General features: G+C 38.9%; 23 protein-coding genes, 1 tRNA gene and 1 pseudogene. 6 read left to right on the plus strand and 19 right to left on the minus strand.

Translation table 11 applies throughout. From position 1 onward, the window contains the following. The 6 genes and pseudogenes from CLV94_RS16260 to CLV94_RS16285 form a co-directional block, all read right to left on the minus strand. Positions 1-233, minus strand: a pseudogene (locus CLV94_RS16260) (T9SS type A sorting domain-containing protein); the annotation flags it as partial. 16 nt (positions 234-249) lie between these two features. Then, positions 250-1,767 (minus strand): hypothetical protein, encoded by a 1,518-nt coding sequence (locus CLV94_RS16265; protein ID WP_121377574.1) that lies wholly within the window; start codon positions 1,765-1,767, stop codon positions 250-252. Positions 1,768-2,013: 246 nt separating this feature from the next. Then, complete coding sequence (locus CLV94_RS16270; RefSeq protein ID WP_121377575.1) at positions 2,014-3,114, minus strand: DNA alkylation repair protein; 1,101 nt, start codon at positions 3,112-3,114, stop codon at positions 2,014-2,016. Between the two features lie 15 nt (positions 3,115-3,129). Beyond that, on the minus strand, positions 3,130-3,654 hold the full coding sequence (locus tag CLV94_RS16275; RefSeq protein ID WP_121377576.1) for an anthrone oxygenase family protein: 525 nt from the start codon (positions 3,652-3,654) through the stop codon (positions 3,130-3,132). Between the two features lie 10 nt (positions 3,655-3,664). Beyond that, positions 3,665-3,955, minus strand: coding sequence for a c-type cytochrome (locus tag CLV94_RS16280; protein ID WP_121377577.1), 291 nt, complete (start codon positions 3,953-3,955; stop codon positions 3,665-3,667). Between the two features lie 45 nt (positions 3,956-4,000). After that, positions 4,001-4,813 (minus strand): response regulator transcription factor, encoded by an 813-nt coding sequence (locus CLV94_RS16285; RefSeq protein WP_147406648.1) that lies wholly within the window; start codon positions 4,811-4,813, stop codon positions 4,001-4,003. A gap of 251 nt (positions 4,814-5,064) precedes the next feature. On the opposite strand from CLV94_RS16285, the gene CLV94_RS16290 reads away from it, so the two are divergent. After that, positions 5,065-6,702 carry an NADP-dependent glyceraldehyde-3-phosphate dehydrogenase gene (locus CLV94_RS16290; protein WP_211331205.1) on the plus strand — a complete coding sequence of 546 codons (1,638 nt, stop codon included), beginning with the start codon at positions 5,065-5,067 and terminating at the stop codon, positions 6,700-6,702. 53 nt (positions 6,703-6,755) lie between these two features. Here CLV94_RS16290 and CLV94_RS16295 read toward each other — a convergent pair whose 3' ends face one another. Together CLV94_RS16295 and CLV94_RS16300 are read right to left on the minus strand one after the other, a co-directional pair. Continuing rightward, a complete protein-coding gene (locus tag CLV94_RS16295) occupies positions 6,756-7,784 on the minus strand; it encodes a cytochrome d ubiquinol oxidase subunit II (protein WP_121377579.1) in 1,029 nt (342 codons plus the stop codon). 5 nt (positions 7,785-7,789) lie between these two features. Continuing rightward, on the minus strand, positions 7,790-9,091 hold the full coding sequence (locus CLV94_RS16300; RefSeq protein WP_121377580.1) for a cytochrome ubiquinol oxidase subunit I: 1,302 nt from the start codon (positions 9,089-9,091) through the stop codon (positions 7,790-7,792). A gap of 313 nt (positions 9,092-9,404) precedes the next feature. On the opposite strand from CLV94_RS16300, the gene CLV94_RS16305 reads away from it, so the two are divergent. Then, positions 9,405-10,895: an aminotransferase class V-fold PLP-dependent enzyme gene (locus tag CLV94_RS16305; RefSeq protein WP_121377632.1), complete on the plus strand. Its 1,491-nt coding sequence runs from the start codon at positions 9,405-9,407 to the stop codon at positions 10,893-10,895. Here CLV94_RS16305 and CLV94_RS16310 read toward each other — a convergent pair. Next, entirely contained in the window at positions 10,888-11,781 is an 894-nt protein-coding gene (locus CLV94_RS16310) for a lysophospholipid acyltransferase family protein (RefSeq protein ID WP_121377581.1), read from the minus strand. The genes CLV94_RS16305 and CLV94_RS16310 overlap by 8 nt on opposite strands. Before the next feature lie 105 nt (positions 11,782-11,886). Between CLV94_RS16310 and CLV94_RS16315 the strand changes: the two genes are divergently transcribed. Together CLV94_RS16315 and CLV94_RS16320 are read left to right on the plus strand one after the other, a co-directional pair. Then, positions 11,887-12,510: a rhomboid family intramembrane serine protease gene (locus CLV94_RS16315; protein ID WP_121377582.1), complete on the plus strand. Its 624-nt coding sequence runs from the start codon at positions 11,887-11,889 to the stop codon at positions 12,508-12,510. Positions 12,511-12,702: 192 nt separating this feature from the next. Further along, a complete protein-coding gene (locus tag CLV94_RS16320; protein WP_121377583.1) occupies positions 12,703-13,389 on the plus strand; it encodes an SIMPL domain-containing protein in 687 nt (228 codons plus the stop codon). A 156-nt stretch (positions 13,390-13,545) separates the two neighbouring features. Here CLV94_RS16320 and CLV94_RS16325 read toward each other — a convergent pair. From CLV94_RS16325 to CLV94_RS16340, 4 genes are all read right to left on the minus strand, one after another. Further along, a tRNA-Tyr gene (locus CLV94_RS16325) sits at positions 13,546-13,626 on the minus strand. A 162-nt stretch (positions 13,627-13,788) separates the two neighbouring features. After that, on the minus strand, positions 13,789-14,937 hold the full coding sequence (locus tag CLV94_RS16330) for a TlpA disulfide reductase family protein (RefSeq protein ID WP_170148819.1): 1,149 nt from the start codon (positions 14,935-14,937) through the stop codon (positions 13,789-13,791). Positions 14,938-15,018: 81 nt separating this feature from the next. After that, complete coding sequence (locus CLV94_RS16335; protein WP_121377585.1) at positions 15,019-16,431, minus strand: MBL fold metallo-hydrolase; 1,413 nt, start codon at positions 16,429-16,431, stop codon at positions 15,019-15,021. A gap of 20 nt (positions 16,432-16,451) precedes the next feature. Then, positions 16,452-17,237, minus strand: a complete 786-nt coding sequence (locus CLV94_RS16340; protein WP_121377586.1) for a sulfite exporter TauE/SafE family protein — start codon at positions 17,235-17,237, stop codon at positions 16,452-16,454. 189 nt (positions 17,238-17,426) lie between these two features. Here CLV94_RS16340 and CLV94_RS16345 point away from each other — a divergent pair, with 189 nt between their 5' ends. Next, complete coding sequence (locus CLV94_RS16345; RefSeq protein ID WP_121377587.1) at positions 17,427-19,394, plus strand: endonuclease; 1,968 nt, start codon at positions 17,427-17,429, stop codon at positions 19,392-19,394. A gap of 27 nt (positions 19,395-19,421) precedes the next feature. Here CLV94_RS16345 and CLV94_RS16350 read toward each other — a convergent pair whose 3' ends face one another. The 6 genes from CLV94_RS16350 to CLV94_RS16375 form a co-directional block, all read right to left on the minus strand. Further along, positions 19,422-19,823, minus strand: a complete 402-nt coding sequence (locus CLV94_RS16350) for a response regulator (protein ID WP_121377588.1) — start codon at positions 19,821-19,823, stop codon at positions 19,422-19,424. Then, positions 19,820-22,657: a PAS domain S-box protein gene (locus tag CLV94_RS16355; RefSeq protein ID WP_121377589.1), complete on the minus strand. Its 2,838-nt coding sequence runs from the start codon at positions 22,655-22,657 to the stop codon at positions 19,820-19,822. Before CLV94_RS16355 ends, CLV94_RS16350 begins: the two co-directional genes overlap by 4 nt. A gap of 156 nt (positions 22,658-22,813) precedes the next feature. Continuing rightward, positions 22,814-23,200, minus strand: coding sequence for a DUF3037 domain-containing protein (locus CLV94_RS16360; protein WP_121377590.1), 387 nt, complete (start codon positions 23,198-23,200; stop codon positions 22,814-22,816). Further along, on the minus strand, positions 23,178-23,972 hold the full coding sequence (locus CLV94_RS16365) for a HipA family kinase (protein WP_121377591.1): 795 nt from the start codon (positions 23,970-23,972) through the stop codon (positions 23,178-23,180). Before CLV94_RS16365 ends, CLV94_RS16360 begins: the two co-directional genes overlap by 23 nt. Positions 23,973-24,054: 82 nt before the next feature. Beyond that, on the minus strand, positions 24,055-24,429 hold the full coding sequence (locus CLV94_RS16370) for a DoxX family protein (protein WP_121377592.1): 375 nt from the start codon (positions 24,427-24,429) through the stop codon (positions 24,055-24,057). A gap of 24 nt (positions 24,430-24,453) precedes the next feature. Further along, entirely contained in the window at positions 24,454-24,984 is a 531-nt protein-coding gene (locus CLV94_RS16375; protein ID WP_121377593.1) for a DinB family protein, read from the minus strand. Positions 24,985-25,126: 142 nt separating this feature from the next. Between CLV94_RS16375 and CLV94_RS17080 the strand changes: the two genes are divergently transcribed. Next, positions 25,127-25,279, plus strand: a complete 153-nt coding sequence (locus CLV94_RS17080) for a hypothetical protein (RefSeq protein ID WP_170148820.1) — start codon at positions 25,127-25,129, stop codon at positions 25,277-25,279. The last annotated feature ends 1 nt before the right edge of the window (position 25,280 follow it).

The following is a 25,280-nucleotide window of genomic DNA, read 5'->3' on the forward strand; positions in this document are numbered from 1 at the left end:
TGAAAGACAGAGACTTTGCCAAGACCTTTATTAGCAGAAACACTTGTCGTTCCTTGTAGCAGCTGGGATTCGTTTCTCATGTACATATTTCCGTTATTCTGGAGATTGATATCCTGCTTTACGAATACTACTTGGTCCTTAACATACATATAGCTGTTGGTACTCACATACAATTGTGCTTGTGTTACAATCGAAAGTAGCAGAAGCGGCAGTAGGAATTGGAGCTTTTTCATTGTTTTGGGATTTGGGTTATTTTATGCTCATGTTAAATGACCTTACCAGAAAGCTTTGTGCTGTGGTGCCGGTCCCTTGGTTTAATCTCTTGACCCATAATTCTATAGAATCTCCTGTGTTGAGATAAACCGAGCCCTGAACAGGGAATGATTGAATATATCCTGCATTGGTATCAATTAGAGTTTCTGTAGATATTTGCGGATCAGTTCCTCCAGCAGACGGGATTCTCATGATATAAAAAGCATATTCTGTATTAGTGAGTCCTGTAGCATTACCGAATGAAATAGAGCAGTTTACCTGAAATACTCTGCCTTTTTTTCCTGAATAGGTAATTCTGTTGGTCTGCGCCGAAGTAGCTCGGTAAAGGTTAGAATTCAATCCGGCATTGATGGCTAATTTAGCTCCTACGTTTAATGTTCCAATAGGCGTCTGAACTTGCGCCGTTCCAGTTCTATCGAGATAGACCGTTCCAGTCGATTGTGAGTCACCTTCGTTAGGGATTCCAGTACATCTTACCGACCAGCTGTTGTTAAAGTTGAACCCTGTATAAGTTCCCACCGTGTAAGGATTTACATATTTTCCAGAAGTCAGCGTTCCTGTAAAGACGACGGTTTCCATCACGGCATCTCCCGTAATTGTTGGATTTCCCGAAACATCAAAACCGATTTTTGTTCCAGTAACTTCACTAAAGCCACCTTGTTTAGCCACGAGACCGAATGTGCCTTGTAAGGTTTCGTAAGTTCCAGAGTTGCTCGAAAACCATCCTGCGTTGCTCAATAGCAATCTGCTGATATCCTTATAAATAATTCCCGTCGTATTGTTGATATATTGGACGATACTTATAAATACGAGCGCAAAATTTTCCAGTTTTCCTACATTAGCAGAAGTGCTGACAATACAGTCCCTGACAATCATGCTCTGGGTTTGTGTTCCTCCTACGATGGAGCCTGTTCCTGTAATGTTAAACACATTTCCTGCAGTAGCCTGCAATGTTAGAATACGCATTGAACCACCTGTAGTTCCTATGAAAAGGTCGCCAGTGGCTTTGACCAGCTTGTCTTCTGAAGAATCTTCTCCTACAATATAAGCGTTATTCAGCTCTATAGGCAGGTCTACGCTGATTGTTCCGTTGATTTCATAGAGTGTTGCCGAATCTAGCAAATATTTTGTGTTGCTTCCTGCTGTTTTTTCAGCAGCTAAAACGGTAGCTAGTACATCGGTCGATTTAATGAGTTTGTATTTCAGCCTGCCATCCTTGCCGCTGTTTATTTTAATCCAAGCTGTTGTCGGCGTGTCATAGTAATAGAAGGATGATAATGTAGTATCGTAGACCATGAGTCCATTAGCAGGAGTCGTTATGGCGGTCCTTTGTGCCGTTGTCATCCTTGGAGTTAAAAATCCCTGTGTTGTAGATTCTACATGCAGGACAGAAGTTGGATCAGGCGAAGTAGTGCCAATCCCAATTTGCGAATATCCGAACGTGCTTAGCAAAAAAAGAAGCACCATTGGAATGGTTTTAGTAATCGTTATCATAGCAATAGATTTGAAGGTATCTCAAATTTATGTAATATTTATTGAATATTTATTATAAAATAAACAATTAACAATTGTATAATTCAGTATATGGTTGTTTTTACTGAATAATTGTTTATTCTCAATTTGTGATTTTATTTGTATTCACTGTTGTTTTGAATGAATTAATGCGAAAATAATTACAAATAAAAAAGGCTTCCTAAATGGAAGCCTTGTGAAGCAGAAGCGTTTTTTATTTCTGAAAAATTACAAAGCTAGTTCGAAGGATTCTGTATCTTTTTCATCACCATTAATGATAAGAGAAAGTTTATGTAAGCCAGGATAAAACTTACGTGTCGTAATTAGCTTAAACGATTGTTTTCTATTGATTGTTTCCTTCTGTCCAGAAGCATAAATTCTTTCACTGATCTTGAAGACCTTTTTCGAAAGTTGGCCATTCGCTTTGTTGTAATAGACTGCATATTCCAATCGTATGCTTTTTGGTGTGTCATTGGTGTTTTTGACAGCAAAAGCAAACTCAAGGCTCTCTTTTACTTTTACTTTTGGAGTGATAATTTTGAAATCCGTAATTTCCAGTCCGTTGCTGTCAAGCCCATAATGGCTTAAAATTTCTGGATGCCCTTGTTTGAGCAGCGTCCTGCTGCCGTGCTTGATGATGGCGTCGGTTTCTTTGCTGTGACCTTTCCACTTTTGCGCTACTGCCAATACGATATGTGGATGGTCTTTTGCAATATCATTAAGGCTGTTGGCAACGCTGCGGCGCACATATTCTGAAGTATCGTTTTTAAGGTTTTCTAAAAGCGGAAGCAGGGCTTCTGGATTTTTTTTCAGTTCTGGCAATGCCATTGCCCAAGGTAATCTGGGACGGCTTCCTTCACTCGCCAGCCTGCGCACTTTATGGCTTTCGTGTAAGGACCATTTTTTCATTTGGTCAATCATTCGGTCGCCATATTTGATAATGAAGGGTCTCACGGCAAACTCACAGCTAATGAACTGGGTCACAAACTCGATAGATTTTACAGCATTTTCATAATCATCGATTCCATACATTTCAATATAGTCTGGTAAGAATATATAAGCGAGACTGTCTTCGCCATGTTGATTTTCGCGAAGAAGGATAATCGTTTTTTGAAGGATATCCGCTGCGCTACCAAAATCGTCAGGCATGAAATTGCGCAATACTTTTGTTGTATGGCGCATACGGTCTTTGAGTTCTTTTTGTGAAAAAGTATCGTCAAAAATCTGTGCGATAAATAGTTTCTTTTCAAACGAAGAGACAGTCTTCGCCAGCGTGTCGGCTAGTCTGTCATAAAAAATAGGAGAGTAGATGTCTTTTAAGGCACTCATTATAAAGCAAGTCTTTTAAGAGGTGATTAGTGTTGTGGCCTTCGAGGATATCGTGAGGCTGATAAGTACCAAAAGTAAAGAAATTACAGAAGCGACTGTGCGTACCAGATGAAGATTATTCCACGGAATTTCGAAATTTTTTCGAGCGATGCTGATTTCTGCTGCTGCTGCATTTTTCAAGTCAAAAGCATCCAATGCTTCATTCAAAGGTACGTTGCCAAAAATAGTGATACCAAATGTACCGCAGGCATACAATACCAAGGCACCCAATAGCAAGAGGAATTTTGGAGAATCCCATGCCGTAAAATTAAGGAATACGCTTATTGGCAGGCAAACAAGAGCGCCTACAAAGCTCAAAAAGAACACAGGATTGAGTATGGCACGGTTGATAGATTGCATCGCGTTTATATATTCCGAATCGCCAAGCTGTTTCAAGCCAGGATTTACGGAACAAGAATAGCTGTAAAAAAGCCCTGCGGACAAGGCTAATAGCAGTGCTGTGATAATCAAGATAAGATCTGTCATAGTTGTTTTTTTCATGGTTCGTTTTTTATTTTCGTAATGATTTTATGTAAGCTGCCACAGATTCGATTTCTGTCTGTGACAATTTCTTTTCCCATCGCGGCATTCCTCTTCTGCCTTTGGATATGATGGCGGTCAGTTCGGTATTCTCCAATCGGCTCGTTTGTAGATTCTTGGCGCCGAAGAGCCCTTTTGTACCGTCATTGCCATGGCATCGCTGGCATTTGGCCTCAAAAATGTTCTTTCCGGAAGCAGCATTCTGAGCGGTTGTTATATTTGTTGTAAGTAAGAGGAAGCCTAAGTATAGGAATGTTTTCATCTTTTTTTTAGCAAAATTGCAACGAATAAAAAAGACAAAATAGAATCAAACCGACAAAGCTGGCTGTGTTGCAAAATTATTTTCAAATTCTGATAGGTAGAGCTTGGGAGTTATACCAGTAAATTCTTTAAACGTGCGGGTAAAATGCGATTGATCTGAAAAACCGTTTTCATAGGCAACGTCAGATAGTTTAGTGTAATCATAAGAATGCAGCTGCGCCAATGCCGACTGGAATCGGCACACTCTTGAGAAAAGCCTTGGCGATACGCCTATGGAGTTCTCGAATCTTCTTTCAAAAGTGCGTTCCGACAAGCTGAATTCTTTTTGCAATTCAGTAAGCGATATTTCTCCATTGCGACGGATAATTTTCTCTGTAGCTTGCTGTAGCATCAAGTCTGGATTGTTTTTCCCGGCAATAAAAACAAGGAAATCAGAAATCAGCCTGATCTGATTTTGGATGCTTGTCGTTTCAGATAGTTTCTCCAATAATTCCGGAGTCAGTTTTGGCAGCAATAATGTGATGTCCAAGCAAGTGTCCGTTATTTCACTGGCATTGATTCTAAAGAGTGAGCCTAATACATGCGGTTTCAAGTAGAAGATAATCTTTGTAAATCGCCCGAAAGAAAAAATATTGATGGGTTTGATGGTCTGTCCGTATAGATAGAAACTGCAAAGCTTATCTGAGCAGGCATCCGTAAAAAAGCCGCTTTCAGATTGGCTGAAAATAATTCCAGGACAACCGTCGGCAAAAAAGCGTAGGTTGGTTTCAGACTGCATAGAGGCTCCAGAAGTGATTACTTCGATATGTTTTACGAAAGGCTCCAATTGCGGGGCAGGTGGTATGGAGTTGTACTGCATCTGGACGCTTCTATTAGTTAACTCTATACAAATATAATAAAAGATGCTTTTAAAATTACTGAATGCGATTCTGACAAAAGAAATGGTCTTTTTGTTGGATTTGATTTCAAAAAGCAACAAAAGCCCAAAATAGGGCTATCGCTATGATTCTATAACAAATTATGATGCGAAGGCAATGTGACTTGTCATTAATCTGACTATATTTACGTACCTAAAGCCTTATGATTAATTCCTTTTAAAACTAGAAATTTATGGATGACAAAAAAATATCCTTTGAGGAATCTCTGGAAAATCTGTTCATTGAGGAAAGCGCAATCCCCGAACAATTCCGAATTGAGGAAATCCACCAAAAAGAATACCTGAGCAATGGCGAAATGAAAAAATGGACCGGCGATGTCCATGAAGTCTATTCCCCAATTTATACAAAAACTGCCGATGGATTAAAGCCGAAGCTGATAGGAAGCTATCCCGTTAGTACCGAAAAAGAAGCCCAAGCATCGCTTGAAGCAGCAGTTACAGCCTATAACGACGGTCGCGGTGAATGGCCAACGATGAGCGTTTCCGAAAGAATCCACCACGTTGAGCAATTTACAGGCAAAATGATTGCCAAAAAAGAAACGGTTGTCAAACTCATCATGTGGGAAATTGGCAAGTCCTATGCCGATTCCATAAAAGAATTTGACAGAACGGTAGAATATATTTATGCTACAATCGATTCGCTCAAGAATTTAGACAGAGATTCTTCGAAATTTGAAATCGCTGAAGGAATTGCGGCGCAGATTCGTCGTTCTCCGCTTGGCGTAGTACTTTGTATGGGACCGTTTAATTATCCGCTAAATGAAACTTTTACGACATTGATTCCCGCCTTAATTATGGGAAATACGATCTTGTTCAAACCACCAAAATTCGGAACATTATTGCACTATCCGCTACAAGAAGCTTTTCAGGAAAGTTTCCCGAAAGGTGTCATCAACGTGATTTACGGACGTGGAAGCGATATCATTCCAGGCTTGATGCATTCGGGAAAAATTAATGTGCTGACGCTCATTGGTTCTAGCAAGGTGGCCAACGAACTGAAAAAACAACATCCGAAAGTAAACCGACTTCGTGCTGTTTTAGGATTGGATGCAAAAAACGCTTCTATTATTACCTCAAAAGCAGATATCGGCTTGGCGGTAAAAGAAACCATTACAGGATCTCTGTCTTTTAACGGACAGCGTTGCACAGCTTTGAAAATCGTCTGGGTACATAGAAGCATTGCAGATCAATTCATAAGCGAATTCAGCAAGGCAGTTAGCGATTTAAAATTCGGGCTTCCGTGGGAAAATGGAGTGTCTTTGACACCATTGCCTGAACCGTATAAAATAGATTATCTAAATGATTGTATCAAAGATGCGGAAACACATGGTGCCAAAGTTGTGAATGAAAATGGAGGCGTTTCAAAAGCTTCTTTCTTTTATCCGGCTGTGGTTTATCCGGTCAATGAAAAGATGAAATTATATCATGAAGAACAGTTCGGACCGATTATCCCGATTGTTCCTTTCGATGATGTCGAAGAAGTCATCCAATACTTAATTGATGCAAAATACGGACAGCAGGTAAGTATTTTTAGTATGGATGCTTCCGAAGTAGGCTCATTGATTGATCCTTTGGTAAATCAAGTAAGCCGTGTGAACATCAACAGTCAGTCGCAGCGTGGCCCTGATATTTTTCCGTTTACGGGAAGAAAAGACAGTGCCGAAGGAACGTTATCTATTCCAGATGCCATTCGTTCGTTTTCGATTCGATCGCTGGTTGCTTTCAAGATGAATGATGCCAACAAAGAACTGATTAATGATATTGTCAATTCAGATAAATCGAATTTCTTGAGTACTAAGTTTATTTTTTAGTTGAAAGTCGAAAGTGAAAAGTTAAAAAGGTTTGCCGTTATTGGTGAACCTTTTTACTTTTCTTCGTTTTCTAGAATCTTGATCATCTTGAATGATTTTAAAAGATGGAATAGGCCGGGTAAGATAATCAGTCCGCCGATAATCAGGGAAATCCCTAATATATTTATGGTGCTTTTTGGCGCGATGCCATCTAATAAACTGACTTGGCTGTTTTTCGTAATAATCAGATTTGGAAAATGAGCCCCTACTGCTGCGGAAAGAATTAATACGACTTGTAATCCTGCAAAAAAGCGACACAACACGACCTTTCCTTTTCGGATGCTTCTCCATAAAGGGAGAAGTAATAATCCTGACAAAAGAACCGCTCCAACAGCGTAATAATTTTTAAGGAAATCAAGGACAAATTTATTTTCTTCAGAATAAGCAACGGCCAGCGTAATAAAGCCCAATAAGACTACAATCCAAGTAGCAATTCCTGCTTTTCGGATATACATCCTGCGTTCGTATTCGGTGGCTTCTCCAATCAAAAAAGTAGCAGAAAGAAACACGCAGAGCGCACTAAAGAAAAAGCCGGTCAGGATAGGGAAGGGCTGCAGCCACGGTTTGATAAATACAGAAGCGAAATCCGCATTCGGATGGTCTTCTAAAAGTATAATATTGCCGCTGATCAAAGCTCCGTAAGTCATTCCTAGAAATATAGGCGTAACCAGGCAGGAAAATTCAAACATGCGGTCATACAAAAGCTGCGATTTGTCTTTTACGGCATCATAATGACGGAAGACAAAAGCTACACCGCGGAGCGTAATTCCCAACAAAATCAGAGTCAGCGGAATATGGAGATAGATAATGATGATATTGTAGAAAGCGGGAAAAGCAATCCAAAGAATGACGATTAAGATGATAATCCAGATATGGTTCGCTTCCCAGACCGGTCCCATGACGCTGTATACCCTTTTTTTGATCGAAACCTGATGGTCTTTAGAGGAAAACAATTCGAGTATTCCTGCGCCAAAATCAGCTCCTCCTAATAAAACATAGAGGAAAAGTGAGAAAATGGTAAAAAACAAAACAACGTATAACATAATCTTTAGTCTTCAGAGTTATTGAGCACTTTTATCTGGCGTCCCATCAGCCATGTGACGGCAATAGAAAGGACGGCATATAGAATTACATAGAGGTAAAAGCTGTAAATCATTCCAGGCATTGGCGTTACCGCATCTTTGGTCCGCATGACGTTATGGATGATCCAAGGCTGTCTTCCCACTTCGGTGACAATCCATCCGGCTTCCAAGGCCAGAAATCCGACAGGAGCAAGACAGGCAAAATAGAGCCAATACTTTTTAGAATCCTGCCACTTTTTCTTTTTGAGGCTGATGAAATAAAGCAGTCCAGAAAACATAAGCAATGTTCCTAATCCTACCATAATCTGGAAAGCATAGTGCGTGATGGCTACCGGAGGTCTGTCTTCTTTCGGGAAATCGTTCAAGCCTTTTACTTCGGCGTCAAAATCTCCAAAAGACAGGAAAGAAAGTGCTTTCGGAATTTCAATCTTATAACTTACGGTTTGGTTTTCTTCATCTACGATTCCTCCAATATATAATGGCGCTCCTTTTTCAGTTTCATAATGAGCTTCAAGCGCGGCCAATTTTGCAGGCTGCCTTTGGGCAATATCTTTTGCAGACAAATCGCCGCTCAAAGGCTGAAGCAAGGCGGCAACTGCACCAAAGACGATAGCTATTTTAAAAGCTTCGCGGTGTAATTCTACATTTCTTTTTTTATAAATCTGCCACGCATGGATTCCCGCAACAGCAAACGAAGTCGCCACAAAAGCAGCTAAAGCCATGTGCAGCGCCTGCGTAAACCAAGCAGGATTTAAGAAGGCTTTGAGCGGATCAATATTCAGGAATTCACCGTTTATATAATCAAAACCAGAAGGTGCATTCATCCAACTATTGGCAGAAACTACCAAAATTCCCGAAGCCACGCCTGATAAGCCTACGATAATTCCGGTGAGCAGATGAAATCTTTCGGGCAATTTGTTCCATCCGTAGAGATAAAATCCCAAGGCAAGCGCTTCTACGAAAAAGGCGGCGCCTTCGAGGGAAAAAGGCATTCCGATTATTGGTCCGGCGTGTTTCATAAACTCTGGCCAGAGCAGTCCCAATTCAAAAGATAAAGCTGTTCCAGAAACAGCACCAGTGACAAAGAAAATGGCGACGCCTTTTTGCCAAGATTTTGTAAGTTTTAGGAAGACTGGCTTTTTCGTCTTGAGCCATTTGTAGTGTGAAATTACCATAAAAAAAGGCATTACCATTCCAATACAAGCAAAGACGATGTGGAATATAAGGGTAAATGCCATCTGCATTCTTGCAGCATCTAAATTATCCATGAGAGTTCGGATTTTGCCTAACAAAGATAACCTATAAAAAGCAAGAAACCCTGATTTTTGTAGGTTAATTTCGCTATAAATGAAGGTTTTGCGTGAAAAAATAAATACTTGTTTTAACAAAAAAGCTTCCTTTGAAATGAAATAGGAAAAAAAAAATACATAGTGCCGAAAAAATCTTAAATCAGCTTATTTTATGAAGGGATTTAGCATTTTTTCAAACCTTAAAAATTACCTTTTTTTGAAGCGCTTAAATTTTTTTGACACAATTTTGAAATCAGCAAAAAATAGTATCTTTGGAACAAATAAAAAAGCAATGACCACAACCGAAATATCCACCCAGCTTGAACAATATTTTCTGCAATTCCGAAACAATATCATAGGTATCGACCAAGAGTTTATTTCGCCTTTCGGGAAGAAGAAGATTATTTATACAGACTGGACGGCGAGTGGCCGCCTATATCGTCCGATAGAAGAGAAGCTGATGAATGAGTTTGGTCCGTTTGTGGCGAATACGCATACTGAAACGACTGTTTCTGGAACGGCGATGACAATGGCATATCATCATGCACGAAACATTATCAAAAAGCATGTAAATGCCAATGAAGATGACATATTGATTGCAGATGGTACAGGAATGACGGGCGTAATCAATAAATTCCAACGAATATTGGGATTGAAAATTCCAGAAAATCTTCGTGAATTCACAGCTATTCCAGACGAAAAAAGACCGATAGTTTTTGTTTCACATATGGAGCACCATTCGAACCAGACTTCATGGCTGGAAACTATCGCAAAGGTTGAGGTGATTCCCGCTTGCGAAAAAGGATTGCTTTGCTTGGATAGCTTTAAAGCGCTTTTGGAAAAATATAAGAACCATACATTAAAGATTGCTTCGATTACTTCTTGCTCCAACGTGACGGGAATCAAAACGCCCTATTATGAAGTAGCAAAACTAATGCACCAAAACAATGGTGTCTGTTTTGTAGATTTTGCCTGTTCGGCGCCTTATGTCGATATCAACATGCATCCTGAAGACAGCGAGGCATATTTGGACGCGATTTTCTTTTCGCCTCATAAATTTCTAGGCGGTCCTGGTACTTCGGGAATCTTGATTTTCAATAAAAAACTTTACAGAAATATGATTCCTGACAACCCTGGTGGGGGTACGGTTTCATGGACAAATCCTTGGGGAGAACATAAATATCTTGACAATATCGAGGAACGTGAAGATGGCGGTACGCCAGGATTCCTTCAAGTCATAAAAACGGCTTTGGCCATCCAGCTCAAAGAAAAGATGGGTGTTGCCAATATTTTGAAAAGAGAGCATGAAATTATTGATTATATCTTTTCCGAATTAGGAGCTGTTTCCAATATAAATATTTTGGCAGATCAGCATAAAGATCGACTTGGAGTAATTTCTTTTTACATAGACGACCTGCATTTTAATCTTGGCGTTAAATTGCTGAATGATAAATTTGGAATACAAACACGAGGAGGCTGCAGCTGTGCAGGAACCTACGGACATTATCTGCTTCATGTGGATGAAGAAACATCGCATGACTTGACCAATTTGATTACAGCAGGAGATTTGATCAGAAAACCAGGGTGGATTCGTATGTCGATTCATCCAACGACTACAAATGCTGAGATTCAGTTTGTATGCGAAAGCATCAAGGCAGTAGCAGCAAATCACCAAGAATGGGCAAAGGACTATGAGTATCATAAAAACTCCAATGAATTCACGCATAGAAACGCGTCGAATCCAGAAAAGGATTTGGTAAAACAGTGGTTCGGGACTATTTAGTAGGATGTAGCTGGCTCTGGCCTCGGAATTTCCAACGCTTGTGCGTCCATAAATAATATTCTGGCGCTTCAAGTATTTGCTGTTCAACCAAACGAAGAAACATATCTGATATTTGGTAATTCGGAACTTCTTTCGGATTGTCAACCATTTCTACAAACGTGGCTTGATAATAGCCGCGTTTTATTTTTGCTCCTTTGACGAAAATCACGTTAAGATCCATTCTTTTGGCAATCATTTCCGCTCCGGTGTGCATCGGGACATTGACACCGAAAAATTCTCCCCAATGAAAAGCTTTGGAAGCTTTTGGAGATTGATCGCTAGCAAAGCCATAGACACCTTTTATATCATTCTTTTGGTTTTCATGGATAACATTGATGGTTTCTTTTGTATCGATAAGATGCGCTTGGAATCTTGCACGTATATCTCTTACCAACTTGTCAAAGTATTTATTGCGTATTCTTTTGTAGATAGCATATCCTTTGAAATTGATTTTCCTGTTCATTGAAATCAGCCATTCATAACTCGAATAGTGGGCACAAAACAATGCAATGCTTTTTCCTCTTTTTTCCATATCCAGATAAACTTCAAGATTGGTAAATGTGAAGCGTTTCTCAATTTCTGAATCAGAAATCGTCATGGTTTTTATCATTTCAAAAAAACTGTCGCAGAAATGATGGTAGAATTTCTTTTCGATGACATGTCTTTCTTGTTTTGAAAGATGAGGCAGGGCGATTTCAAGATTTTCCCGTACTGTTTTTTTTCTGTAGCCGATAATGTAATACACCAATACATAAACGCAGTCAGAAAAGAAATAAAGCACCCTAAACGGCAATATAGAAATCAGCCACAAGAAAGGATAGAGGAAAATAAAAAGTAGTAATTGCATTCTTGGAATATTTTATGCAAATATAAGGCGAAAGCTGTTAAATAGTATAGTGCTTTTACAATTGATACAGAAAGGGTTTGTATTTTTACGGTCAAATTACCATTTATGAATATTTTTCTTATTGTTATTATCGCTCTCAATCTGATAATAAGTTTCAAAGGATTCAACGATCTGTCTTTTTTTAGAAAATACGAATTTCATGTCGGCAGTATCCGAGCCGGCGAACAAGTTCGTATGTTTTCATCAGGATTTCTCCATGTTGATATCGCGCATTTAGCGTTTAATATGTTGACGCTTTATCTTTTTGCGCCTTACGTAATTTCAGGACTAGGGTCATTTACCTTTTTGATGGTGTATGCCGGAAGTTTGATTTTGGGCAATCTGCTGACGATGGCTTTACATAAGAATGATTATAGCTACAGAGCGGTTGGTGCTTCGGGCGCGGTCATCGGAGTGGTGTATGCCGCGATTTTAGTACAGCCTGCCTTAGAAATATATTTTATGCCAGGCTATATTTTTGGTATCATCTATCTTTTATATTCGATTTACGGCATGAAATCCAAAAGTGATAATATTGGACATACGGCGCATTTTGGAGGCGCTGTGGGAGGTTATTTGATTACATTGTCACGCGTGCCTGAAATGATTACCGAAAACACTCAGACCGTAATAATACTGGCACTTCCGATTATCATCTTGTTTGTCATGGCAAAGATGGGAAAGATATAATTTTTTCAATCAGATTCATCAAGAGGCAAGTTTTTTATAAGTCACTTAGCATTACGATTTTATACGTTGGCTATTTGTTTTAAAAGATGTATTTTTAAGGTAAGTTTCTAAGGAGGGGCTAAAAATTTTGTAAGATATTTTGACATTGGCACGCAATTTGAAAATACACAACAAAAATAAATACAAAACACTATGAAAAAAACAATTTTGATCTTGATGACTGTTTTTACAGCCGCTGCACAAGCACAAGAATTTAAGCAAGTTCCGCAAATCACCGTTTCTGGAGAAGGGAAAATCAAAGTAACGCCAGATTATGCTATCATCTCTATTGGTGTAGAAAACACAGGTGCAGATGCGGCAGAAGTCAAAAAGAAAAATGATGCAACTGTTGATGCGGTAATCAAGTATCTGAAAGGGTTCAAGCTTCCAGCTTCGGATTACCAAACAAAACAAGTGTATCTGCACAAAAACTACGATTACACCAAAAAGAAATACAGCTATGTGGCTTCACAGCAGATTTCTATTACGCTAAAAGATTTGTCAAAATACGATACTATGATGATGGGATTGGTTGACACAGGAATCAATAACATCCAAGGCGTGGAGTTCAAGTCTACAAAAGTAGCGCAATTCGAATCAGACGCCAGAAAAGCGGCTGTAGCAGATGCTAAAACAAAAGCATTAGACTACGCATCAGCTTTAAGCCAAAAAGTAGGAAAGGCTATCATGGTTTCTGATAATTCTCAGACTCACTATCCAGTTCCGATGATGTATGCAATGAAAGCAGGTGTTGCTGAGGATGCTATGCCGAGAGAAACTTTGGCAATAGGAGAGATTGAAATTACGGCTAACGTAACAATAAGCTTTTCTTTAGAATAAGAAGTTTTATAGAATTGATAAAAAGCCTGAGAAAAACTCTCAGGCTTTTTTATGGAATAACTTTATTGACGGATTTAGATTTGGGCCAAAATTTCTAACTGGATAGAATATAAAAGAAAAACCCTGTAAAAAAATTACAGGGTTTTCTTCATTTTGTGGGGAGAGCAGGATTCGAACCTGCGAAGTTTTCACAGCAGATTTACAGTCTGCCCTCGTTGGCCGCTTGAGTATCTCCCCGTGGCCTTTTTGCTTGTTGCGGTTGCAAATATAGGACTGTTTTTAATTTATGCAAGCCTTTTTTTAATATATTTCACAACAAAATTTTAATGTATTGGTAATGAATAAAATAAAAAAAATCTCCACAAGGGAGATTTTTTATAATGTTATTCTGAAAAGGAATTAAGCTCCTAAAAGCTCTTTTACTTTCGCTTTCAATTCATCGCCACGAAGGTCTTTTGCGACAATTTTTCCTGAAGCATCAAGGATAAATGTAGCTGGAATTGAAGTAATATTGTATTTTTTAGCAATTGGATCTTGCCAGAATTTCAAATTAGAAACATGTGTCCATGTTAGTTTATCAGCTTCGATAGCTTTTTTCCAGCTTTCTGCTTCGCCTTCTCTGTCTAAAGAAACACCAACGATGTTTAATCCTTTATCGTGGAATTCATTGTACAAAGCCACAACATTTGGATTTTCTTGACGGCAAGGTCCGCACCATGAAGCCCAAAAATCGATAATCGTCACTTTTCCTAAAGATTCTTTTAAAGAAACCGTTTTTCCGTCTGGAGTTTTTGCTGAAAAATCAGGCGCTTTTTTACCAACCTGAACAGCCTCGCGATTGTCTAGTTTTTCTTTGATCGCTTTACCGGGTTTCGTGTTTTTTAATTCAGAAGTTAATCCGTCGTATATTTTCTTGATTTTTGCAAAATCAGGTTCTGGCATGTTGAATAAGCTTTGCGTAATCAAGACGCTGATGAAAGATTTTGGGTTGCCTTCTGCATATGTGTAGTACTTTTGTGTAAGAGGCTCCTGAATCTTAGCATATTCTTTCATTAGCTGGTTGATAACTACTGTATCTTTAGTTTGTTGGGCAGCAGTCATTTTTTGCATGTTTGCTTCTTGGAAAGCCATCGCTTTCTTTTGAAGGTCTTTTTGGATTACTTGCATGTCAGTCTTGAACTTGGTCAATTCCTCATTGTTATAGGTTCCAGTAACTTTTGATTTTGCAATCGTATCTTTATCTACAGCAACATTAATTTCTCCGTTTTCAAGGACGAAATCAATCTGTCCTGGTTTGGTTTCAAATTTCAAAATATGGATAGCAGGTTCAGTTGCCGTACCTTTGATCTCGAATTTACCATTCTCGATTTTTACGGTATCCACAGAAACCATTTTACCCATTGTTTCATCATCTTGTTTCTGAAGGATTACAGTTTTTCCATTTTCGATACCCGTTACCGTACCTGTAATGATATATTCGTTTTCACCTGTTTTCTTACAGGAAACCATTAAAGCCGTAACAGAAAGCAATAAAAGGATTTTTTTCATTTGTAGTTTCATTTTTGATTTTAGTTAGCAAAAGTATTTAAAATTATAATCTCACGATGGAAATCGCTCTAAATTTAAGAATTATTTATTTGTTGTAGGACAGACAAATGTGCTGAGTTTGATTCCTGTTTTTCGAATACCAGCCATACCTTTCTCAACATTTACCATATTGTGATAGCCTCGCGCTTTTAAAATGGAAGCCATGATAACAGAACGGTATCCGCCTGCGCAGTGCAAATAAAATTCCTCTTCTTTAGGAACTTCTGATAATTGTTCATTGACAAAGTCCAAAGGAATATTTACAGCGCTTTCTACATGTTCGGCACTAAACTCTCCTGGTTTTCTAGCATCTACGATAATGCTTTTCTCGGTCATTTGAGATTCAAACTGCTCTGGAGAAATTGATTCAATGCTGTCGGTTTCAAATCCAGCTTCTTTCCATGCCAGTATGCCGCCATTTAAATAGCCCAGAGAATTGTCAAAACCGACTCTAGAGAGTCTAGTAATTGTTTCTTCTTCTCTTCCTTCTGGCACGACCAAAAGCAGAGGCTGTTTGACATCGCGAATCAAAGCTCCAACCCAAGGGGCAAAATTTCCTTGGATACCGATAAAGATAGCGCCCGGAATGTGGCTTTTTACAAAATCGTCTTCATGGCGGACATCCAAAATCAAAGCTTCAGATTGATTGGCTGCTGCTTCAAATTCTCTTGGTGTCAAAGGCTTGAAAGACTTTTCTATGATACTGTCGAGACTTTCGTAGCCTTGGATATTCATCATTACATTTTGCGGAAAATAGGCAGGAGGAGCTCCAAGCCCGTCTAGCAATTCTGCTGTAAACTCTTCTCGCGTCATGTCGGCTCTCAATGCATAATTTGTTTTCTTTTGATTGCCTAAAGTATCTGTCGTTTCTTTGCTCATGTTTTTTCCGCAGGCGCTTCCAGCGCCATGGCTCGGATATACGATTAATTCGTCTGGCAGTGTCATGATTTTGTTTCTGAGAGAATCGAATAGATAAGAAGCCAACTTTTCTTGCGTCAAGTCGTTTGACATTTTTTGTGCTAAATCCGGACGTCCGACATCTCCGATGAATAAAGTATCACCGGTTATGATTCCGTGCTGTTTCCCGTTTTCATCTGTAAGAAGATAGCAGGTGCTTTCGAGCGTATGTCCTGGAGTGTGGATTGCTTTTATCGTATACTTCCCGACTTTGAATTCTTGCCCATCTTCAGCAATAATAGCCTCAAAATTAGGTTTTGCAGTCGGACCGTATACAATTTTTCCTCCCGATTTTTTCGCAAGATCTAAATGTCCCGAAACAAAGTCAGCATGAAAATGCGTTTCAAAAACATATTTTATTTTCGCATTGTCCTTAGTTGTTCTGTCGATATAAGGTTGTATTTCGCGCAAAGGATCAAAAATTGCTGCTTCGCCATTGCTTTCCAGATAGTAGGCTGCTTGGGCAATACAGCCGGTATAAATTTGTTCTAGTTTCATAATTTTTTATGTTTGAAAATCTAAAGGAATACTTCTTTGGTGAGAATTAGGATTGACATGGTCAATACAAACCATCCGAAGCCTTTTTTTAGATTTTTTTCATTGATGAACTTATTGAGGTAAATCCCTGCAAAGATACCTAAAATTGAAATAAAAGAGAAAATAAATAGGAAGCTCCAATCGATGTCGATATTCCCTAAATCTCCCGTAAAACCGATAAGCGAATTGATAGCAATAATAAATATGGAAGTACCGACCGCTTTTTTCATCGGAAGCTTAGCCAGATAAACCAAGGCAGGAATAATCAAGAAGCCGCCGCCGGCTCCAACCAGTCCGATAATAATACCGACAACAAAAATCTGCAATATCGTTATCATAGCATTAGGCATTGCGGTTGATTTTTCGGCCTTTTTATCCGAAATCATCGAAAGCGCCGCCAATAACATTACGATGGCAAATAAAGCCATGATGAAGAAATTTTTCGTTACCGTAATCTCTCCAATAGTAAAAATTATTTCAGGAATTCTTGGAACGATTAGTTTTCGGGTCAGGTAAATGGCAATCAGTGAAGGAAGTGCAAATTTCACCCCCGTTTTTAATTCTACGAGTCCTTTTCTGTAGTTCTGGATCGTACCGAAAGCCGATGTTGTCCCTACAATAAATAAGGAATAGGCCGTTGCCGTAACAGGATTGATTCCCAACAAGTAAACAAGCACTGGAACCGTGAGAATAGAACCGCCGCCGCCCGTTAGGCCTAAGACAAGTCCTATAATAAGTGCTCCAAAATAACCGAAAAATTCTTCCATGGAAAAGGTTGAAACTATTCCGTAAATATATTAAAAACTAAAAGGACTATTCCTTTTGACTGCTATTTTTTAAGCTTTTGAATAGCTAGTAGATTGATTGTATGTCACTAACCTATTTTTCAATTAGTGTTAAATAGACATATTAGTAATATTAAATGTTTAATTTTGAACTGAAAATCAATTTTAAACATGATAAAAAACTATCTTTCTATTTTATTTTTATTTATTTCTGTTTCATTTTCTTATGGACAGGTAGTAATAAATGAGCTTGATTCTGACACACCAGGTATTGATGACAAAGAGTTCGTGGAGCTTAAATCTACCGTGCCTAATTTTTCGCTTGACGGCTATGTGCTTGTTTTCTTTAACGGAAATGCTGAATCGGCGAGTACAGGAAATAAAAGTTACTTGACAATTTCATTAAACGGACTGACTACTGATGCTAATGGCTTGGTTTTGATAGGATGCAATGCGGTTTCGCCTGTTCCACAAAAAATCATGGGTGATAACTTGATCCAAAATGGTGCCGATGCTGTTGCTATCTACCAAGGTACAGCCGCTAATTTTCCAGACGGAACTTTGGCAACTACAACAAATTTGATTGATGCTTTAGCCTATGATACGAACGATGCCGATGCCACTGCATTGATGGGATTGCTGGGATTGACCATACAAATTAATGAAGATGAAAATAATCAAGGCGTCAATCAGTCTATCCAAAGAAAACCTGATGGAACCTACGAAGTCAAGGCGCCGACACCGGGAGCTAATAATGATGGGAGTGGTATTATTTTTAACGGAATAGGCATAAGCGTTCCTGCTTTGCAATACACGGAAGGTACTAGTTTTACAATCACATTTACGACACAAACTCCTGTGACCAGCGATTTGGCTTTTACCTATACGTTGGCTAATGGAAGCTTCACTGCTGCTGATTTTACTGCGAATACAAATGTCTTGATTCCGACAGGATCGACGACATTTACGGCAAATGTCCAACTCGTAGACGATGCGATTGATGAAGGCGATGAGCTAATGAAAATCAAGCTTGGAAATCTTCCTGCGGGTTATATCAGGCTCAATGATAATATTGAAATCAGAATATTAGATAATGATTTTACAGTTTCTCCATGGGGAACACCTTTAAATCCAACACATGGAATTGTCACCAGCACGGCTCCTACGGGTTATTATGATTCGCTAGAAGGTAAGTCGGGTGCCGTATTAAAACAAGCTGTACAAGACATCATAGCCAACCCAGCTGTGGTCAGAGCGCATAATTATGGCGACATTACGAATATCTTAAAAGTGGCGGACCAGAATCCGTTAAATAGTAATGAAGTTTGGCTGATGTATAAAGAAGTAAGCCGTTCTAAATTTTTATTTCAAGACACGGGCAGCGGAACGGGCAGATGGAATAGGGAACATATCTATCCACAATCAAGAGGAGGATTTGCAGACGGAACTTCTGATACTCCAGATGGAATTAACGTATGGGAACCAACAAGTGCGTCCATGCTCAATCACGGCCATGCTGATGCACACCATCTGAGAGCTGAGGACGGACCTGAAAATAGTTCAAGAAACAATAAAGATTACGGACTGACCGATTATAATGGCTTTTCAGGAAATGCAGGAAGTTGGAAAGGAGACGTAGCCCGTGCGGTATTCTATATGGCAATTCGTTATAATGGGCTGGATGTTGTAAACGGAAATCCGCCAGATACGACTGTCGGCCAGCTAGGAGATTTGGCGACATTGCTTCAATGGAACGTAAACGATCCGTCGGATGATTTCGAGATGAACAGGAATAATTATATTTACACCTGGCAGCAAAATAGGAATCCGTTTATTGATTATCCTTATCTGGCTGATTACATTTGGGGTAGCAGGGCAGGGCAGGCTTTTTCACTATCGACACCCGATTTTTCGGAACTCAAAGTGGCCATTTATCCTAATCCGGCAAAAAACTATATTACGGTTGCAGGAATAACTAGTTCCGCAACCCTGCAGTTGTTTTCTATTTCAGGACAACAATTGTTGACAGCTGATTTTTCAGGAACATCAACGATTCAGCTAAACCTTGCTCCTGGAATGTACCTTGCAAAAATTATCTCTGAAAACAGGACAGCCGTTAGAAAAATAATAATCCAGTAATTAGAAAAAAATAAATTATATGAAAAGCTAATGGCCTCCATTAGCTTTTGCTATTTCTAGCACATCCTGAAAGGCAATCGGCTTGGTAAAATAGCCGAGTATTCCCTTGTATGTTTTTGATTTCTCTTTATCAGAACTTGCTATAGAAGAACTTACGATATAGATAGCCGTTTCTTTTGGAAACATGGCTTTTATTTTTTCAAATCGCTCCATAAAATGCCACCCGTCCATGATGGGCATTTCGATATCGAGCAATATGATATCAGGAAATTCATCGGGCTTGTGTATCAAGCCGATTAGCCCGTCAATGGCTTCTGCACCATTAACAAAAGACAGAATCTTGCTGGCTTTTTCTGATTTTTGGATGATCTTTTTTGTTATTATCTGATAGATTGGGTCGTCATCGATAAGACAAATTATTTTGGTCATTTAAAGTAGATTTTGAAGGTGGTTCCTACGTTTGGTTTGCTTTCAACAGTTACGTAGCCCCCCATGGCATCAATCTGGTTTTTGGTAATGAACAGTCCGATTCCTTTAGAATCAGGGTTTTCATGGAATGTCTTATACATTCCAAACAGCTTATCTCCATATTTTTTTAAGTCAATACCGATACCGTTATCCGAAATTTCCAGAACGGTTTTCTCATTTTCGCTATAGCTTTTCAGTGCGATAGTAGGTTGTCGCAAAGGATGGCTATAGCGGATGGCATTTGAAATAAAATTGAGCAGTATACTCTCGAGATAGGCCGGATTGTATTTCACAAAGATTTCCGGGGCTACATTATTGTCTAGGACTGCCTTTTTAAAAGCAATCTGTTCCGAAAGGATATTGAGAATTTTGTCAATATTGTCCTTTAGGTTTAAGTTTTCGATAATCAAGTTGATGTTCGTCTGTATGTTTACGACTTCGTTCAGATTCAGCATCGTTTCGTTCAGGGTGTTTGAAACGTTTTGCAGCATCTTGACCAATTCAAAACGTTCTTCTTCTGTTTCGGCGGTTTCAATCAGAGCAGAAATCGATTGTATGTTGCTCGTATGCGAACGCAGATTGTGGGAAACGATATATGAAAAGTTCAACAGCCTTTTGTTCTGCTCGGTTACAAGGTCGAACGAATTGCTGAGGTCTTTTTCAGCTTCTTTACTCTTCGTAATGTCAATCATGATACCTTTTAAAGAAACAGGTTTTCCATTCTCGCGGATTACATTAACGATATCGCGAATCCATATTATAGATCCGTCTTTCGCAATCATGCGGTATTCAAAATCATATTGCTGGCTTTTTTCCGATTCTATCGCACAATAATTTATTGCCCAATCTCGGTCATCCGGATGTATGGTATTTCCCCAAAAATTACCATTGCTAAACCACTCTTCTTCTGTATAGCCTGTAATTTCTTCTGCTTTTTTATTGATGTAGGTAAAAACATAAGTTTCATAATCGCACTCCCAGACAATTCCGTCGATCGTATTGATAAGCGATTCCATTTTTTTCTGAGACTGTATTACGATTTCTTCGGAAATTTTCCGAGCCGTAATATCTTCAGTAGAAATAATCACCCGTTCCAACGTTTCTTCGTAGCCAGGCATGATGCTCCAGCGAAGGCTGATATCACGGTATTCTCCATCAGATTTTTTAATTTTTGAATCTACGGTCAGCCTAGTTTCGCCTTGTGTAATGGCAAGTAATTGTGCCTTAAACGAATCCATGGCATCATTATTTATGATGTTTTCCAACGGCTGCATCAAATCATCTTTTGTTTTTGGATAATGCAGCGTGAGGCACTCGTTGTTTACGTTGATGACTTTTACGAGAGAAATGCATTTTTTTACAATTTCTGGATGCGTATCTAGAAATATGGCTACTTCAGTACGACTTTTTCCAATCAGATTCAATTCTATCAAGTATTTTTTCAGATAAGAAAAATCTTCTTCCCATAAGGCAATCGGCGAATCTTCAAAAAGGCTTTTGAAACGGATTTCACTTTTCTTGATGGCATCTTTCGCTTCTTTTTTAGCCGTAATATCTTCTATGATAGAAATATGAGAACTCGGCTTTTCTCCTTTTTTCCAGAGTGGCGAATAGGTGATATTTACCCAAATAAGGTTGCCATTTTTATGGACATATCTCTTTTCCATATTCAGCTCCCTGATTTCTCCGTTTTTGAGCCTTTCAAGCTGCCTGAGATTATCATCAAGGTCGTCTTTGTAGGTAATATCTCTAAAGCTCATGCTTCTCATTTCTTCAAACGTATAACCAAGCATACTACAATATTGGTCATTTACTTCTATCAGGTTTCCTGTTACGGAATCGACATGCGCAATACCGATAGCGGCTTGGTCAAAAATAGTCTTGAATTTTATTTCGTCATCAAGGATCTTATTTTTTTGGTTATGAACCAAAAGCTGCAATTCGGCAGGTTTTTTTAAAAGATTCATGATGAAAAGAGCAAACATAATGCAGAACAACAAAGCTAATACAAGGGCAGGGAGTATCTCAAAAACAATCCCATATTTGCTTTTATTGATAAGGTATATTTTCCAGTTTCCGTCTGGAATCGATAAGACCTGATAATCTTTATCGCTGAAATCTTCCTTATTGGGAAGGAAAAAATCAATCACACCTGTTTTTGGATTTTCTTTAGAAAACTGAAAATAGTATCTCGAGTCCTTTATAGAATTTATGCCCGAAGATTTTAATAGCGTTTCCATGCGTATCATGACGGCAGAAAATCCCCAGAATTTGCCTCTTTTGTATATCGGAAGTCTGCCTACAACTCCCATTCCGCCTTGTTTTAATTTTAAAGGACCTGCGAAATGTATTTTGCCTTTTCTGATGGTTTCTAACGCTTCATCCTTAATGCTTTCGGTATGTAGGATATCAAAATTGATTATCGCAGGATTATCAGGATAAATGTATTTGATTACTCCATTTGGAACCAGCTGTACGGCATCGATGCTTGGATTTGAGTCAACAAGCGCTTTTCCTACGGATTCAAAATTCTCTGGTTTCCCTTGATCGTTAATGGTCAGGGCTAAAGAAAGCGTAGTCGTATAGCAGTTTTTTAAGGAATGGTTTAGATTCTGCTGTACCACATGCAGGATATTAGACATTTCCTGCCGTCTGTTTTTCTTGACGATTTCATAGCGCTGCAAGGCAAGCGAGCTGATTACAGCAAGCATTATAAAGAAAATCAAAAAGCCAGTTAACTTTGGCTTGGATATAAACCAGCCAGTTATCTTTGACCACTTGTTTTCTGTTTTCATTCGTTATGGGGGTACTAGGAAATCTGTTAATTTGGTGACTAAAATATAAATTAATATTTAATTTAGAAGCTATTCATAACAATTCCATAGGTCGCTTTGTCAAATTAAAACAGTAACGAAAAAACAATTTTTTATAGGTGGTTGTTTTTGAATTGATTAGGGTAAAACAAGCTCGGAAAAAAGTCGCTCTGTAACTTCCTCCAGATTGGTGCACATGCCTGGATGTGGTCTTGAAGTCTGGATGATAGAACTCCTTACGGCCGTCATCCATCGAAATCTTGATGGGACATCGAATTTGGCTATTGGGCCACCATCTTGCACGCCTCGGCCGATTTTTTCAAAAGCTTGAAGATTCTGCTCAAGCTGTTCAAAATCAAGCTCGTTAGAAAAGAGGCGCAGTTTGGCCTCATCAATTTTATACAAAATCTTGATAAACTGCTCTTTTTTACAGAATACTATAACTCCGGTATTGACAAATTCTTCGCGTTCTACCTTAGGCACAATGCGAATCACGGCATATTCATATAAGTATTTGTCTTGCATCTTGGGCAGCTTTTATAAAGATTTCTGAATTGGCTAAACGGGTAATCAAAAAGCTGGAATAAATATTCCTGATCTGATCTGGGGTCTCGTCGGAGCCCTCCCACTGCAACCATTCTTCTGGAATGAGTTCTACAATAGAACGGATTTTTTCTTCAGTGAGCAGCAATCGGAATTCTTTATCTATTTCTTCCAAATTAGAAGCTTTTGGCAACAAAACATGATCTTTGATTAGTGCAAAGGGTGTTTTAGCACTACTTTCCCAGTTATTCCATGAATGATGGAAATACAAGCAAGCGCCGTGGTCTATCAGCCATAATTCTTTATGCCAGATCAGCATGTTTGTATTTTTAAACGTACGATCTACGTTTGTAATATAAGCATCAAGCCATACTATTTTTGAAGCTAGGACAGCATCCACTTCTGTAACCACTGGATCGAAAGTGATGGCGCCCGAAAGAAAATGAAGCGCCAAATTGAGCCCTTGGCTTCCTTGTAATAGATCTTGGATTTCTTCATCTGCTTCTGTCCTCCCGAAAGCTTCATCAAGGTTTGCAAAAACTAATTCAGGTACAGGAAGTCCTAATACTCTAGCGATTTCCCCGCCAATCAGTTCTGCAATTAACGCTTTTACGCCATGGCCCGCGCCTTTAAATTTCAGTACATATTTAAAACCGTCATCGGCATCTGCGAGGGCAGGAAGGGAGCCACCTTCCCTCAAGGGCGCAATGTAGCGGGTAACGTTGACCGTTCTCAATGAAAAAGGATTGTTCATAGGCTTGTTCTTTAGCACAAAAATAGCGCATAGAAATATATGCGCCACTTTTTGGATTATAAATTTACGAAAACTGCTTGGGTTATTCCAAAGCTCCCGAGTTTAATTTATGATAGCTTACGTAAGAAAGCATAAGGACTCCAAGTACAATAAGAGGAAAAACAGCTGCAAAGCCAAATCCTTCTACGGCTATATAGCTTGCAGAAGCGCCGAGAAAATCGAAAGTAAAGCCAGCATAGGCCCATTCTTTCAGGCGTTTTGGTGCCGCCGGAATAATCAATACTAGTGCACCCAGTACTTTGAAAACAGTAAGAATTATGCCGAAGTATTCCGGATATCCGAGATGACGCATGCCTTCTTTGGCTAATTCGGTCTGCGAAGTAAGCGCCGGCATTACGCCTTCAAATAAAAAGATTAGAATTGTCGTGATCCAGAAAATAATTTTGTGTTTTTTCATGATTTAATTGGGTTAGGGAATGGGTTAGTTTTTTACGCTTAAAAGAATATTTCTGATTTGTTCTGTATGCCTTTGTGTATGAAACAATGCAAAGTTGACCCACTCTAAGCGTGTTAGGTATCCAAAGGTGGGCAATTCAAAATTCATGCAGGTTTTGGAGAGATCTAAATTGTTTATAAGCAAGACAATTTCATTTTTCAAGGCCGTAAGTTCATTGAGCTGCTTCTGCTTGTCATGTTTGGTTTCAACGGGACAGATAAAATCTGGTGATTGCATCTTGAGACTGAAATCTAGAAAAACGGATTTCAGAAAGGCTACTTTTTCGTCGATAGGCCTGTCTGTTTCAACTACATTGTCGGTTATGAAGTTTCCAAAGCCTGTATTGGCTTTCAAGATGTGTTCCATAACCTGGCCAACCGACCAGCTTTTTTCAGAAGGACTCTTGTCCCAAATATTTTCGTCAATTGTTGACAATAGCTGGCCTAGAGTGTCAAAAGTTTCTTTGGCTTCATTCGCTAGGGCAGCCGTGCTAAAATTTTCTGTCTTGTTTTCCATTGTTTAATTGTTTTAACCAAAATTAGGGCTATGATTCTGATTTTGCAGTGTGTAAAAAAGACAATAGAGAGGGGAGCTTGCGACAACATACTGTCTGATTGAATTTGCTATCTTTGTGCAAGCATACCAAAATCCTTAGTATATGGGAAGACGCAACGAAACAAACCGATTGAATCATAAAAAAAAGGTAGATCAGAAGAAAACCAGAGAACAAGAAGCGGAACGGCTAAGAAAAAACAAGCTGAAAGAAATTGTCAAGAAATTTAATGCTTCAAATGAGGCCAAAAATGAATAAC

The sequence above is a fragment of the Flavobacterium endophyticum genome (assembly GCF_003634455.1).
GTDB classification, from domain to species: Bacteria; Bacteroidota; Bacteroidia; order Flavobacteriales; family Flavobacteriaceae; genus Flavobacterium; species Flavobacterium endophyticum.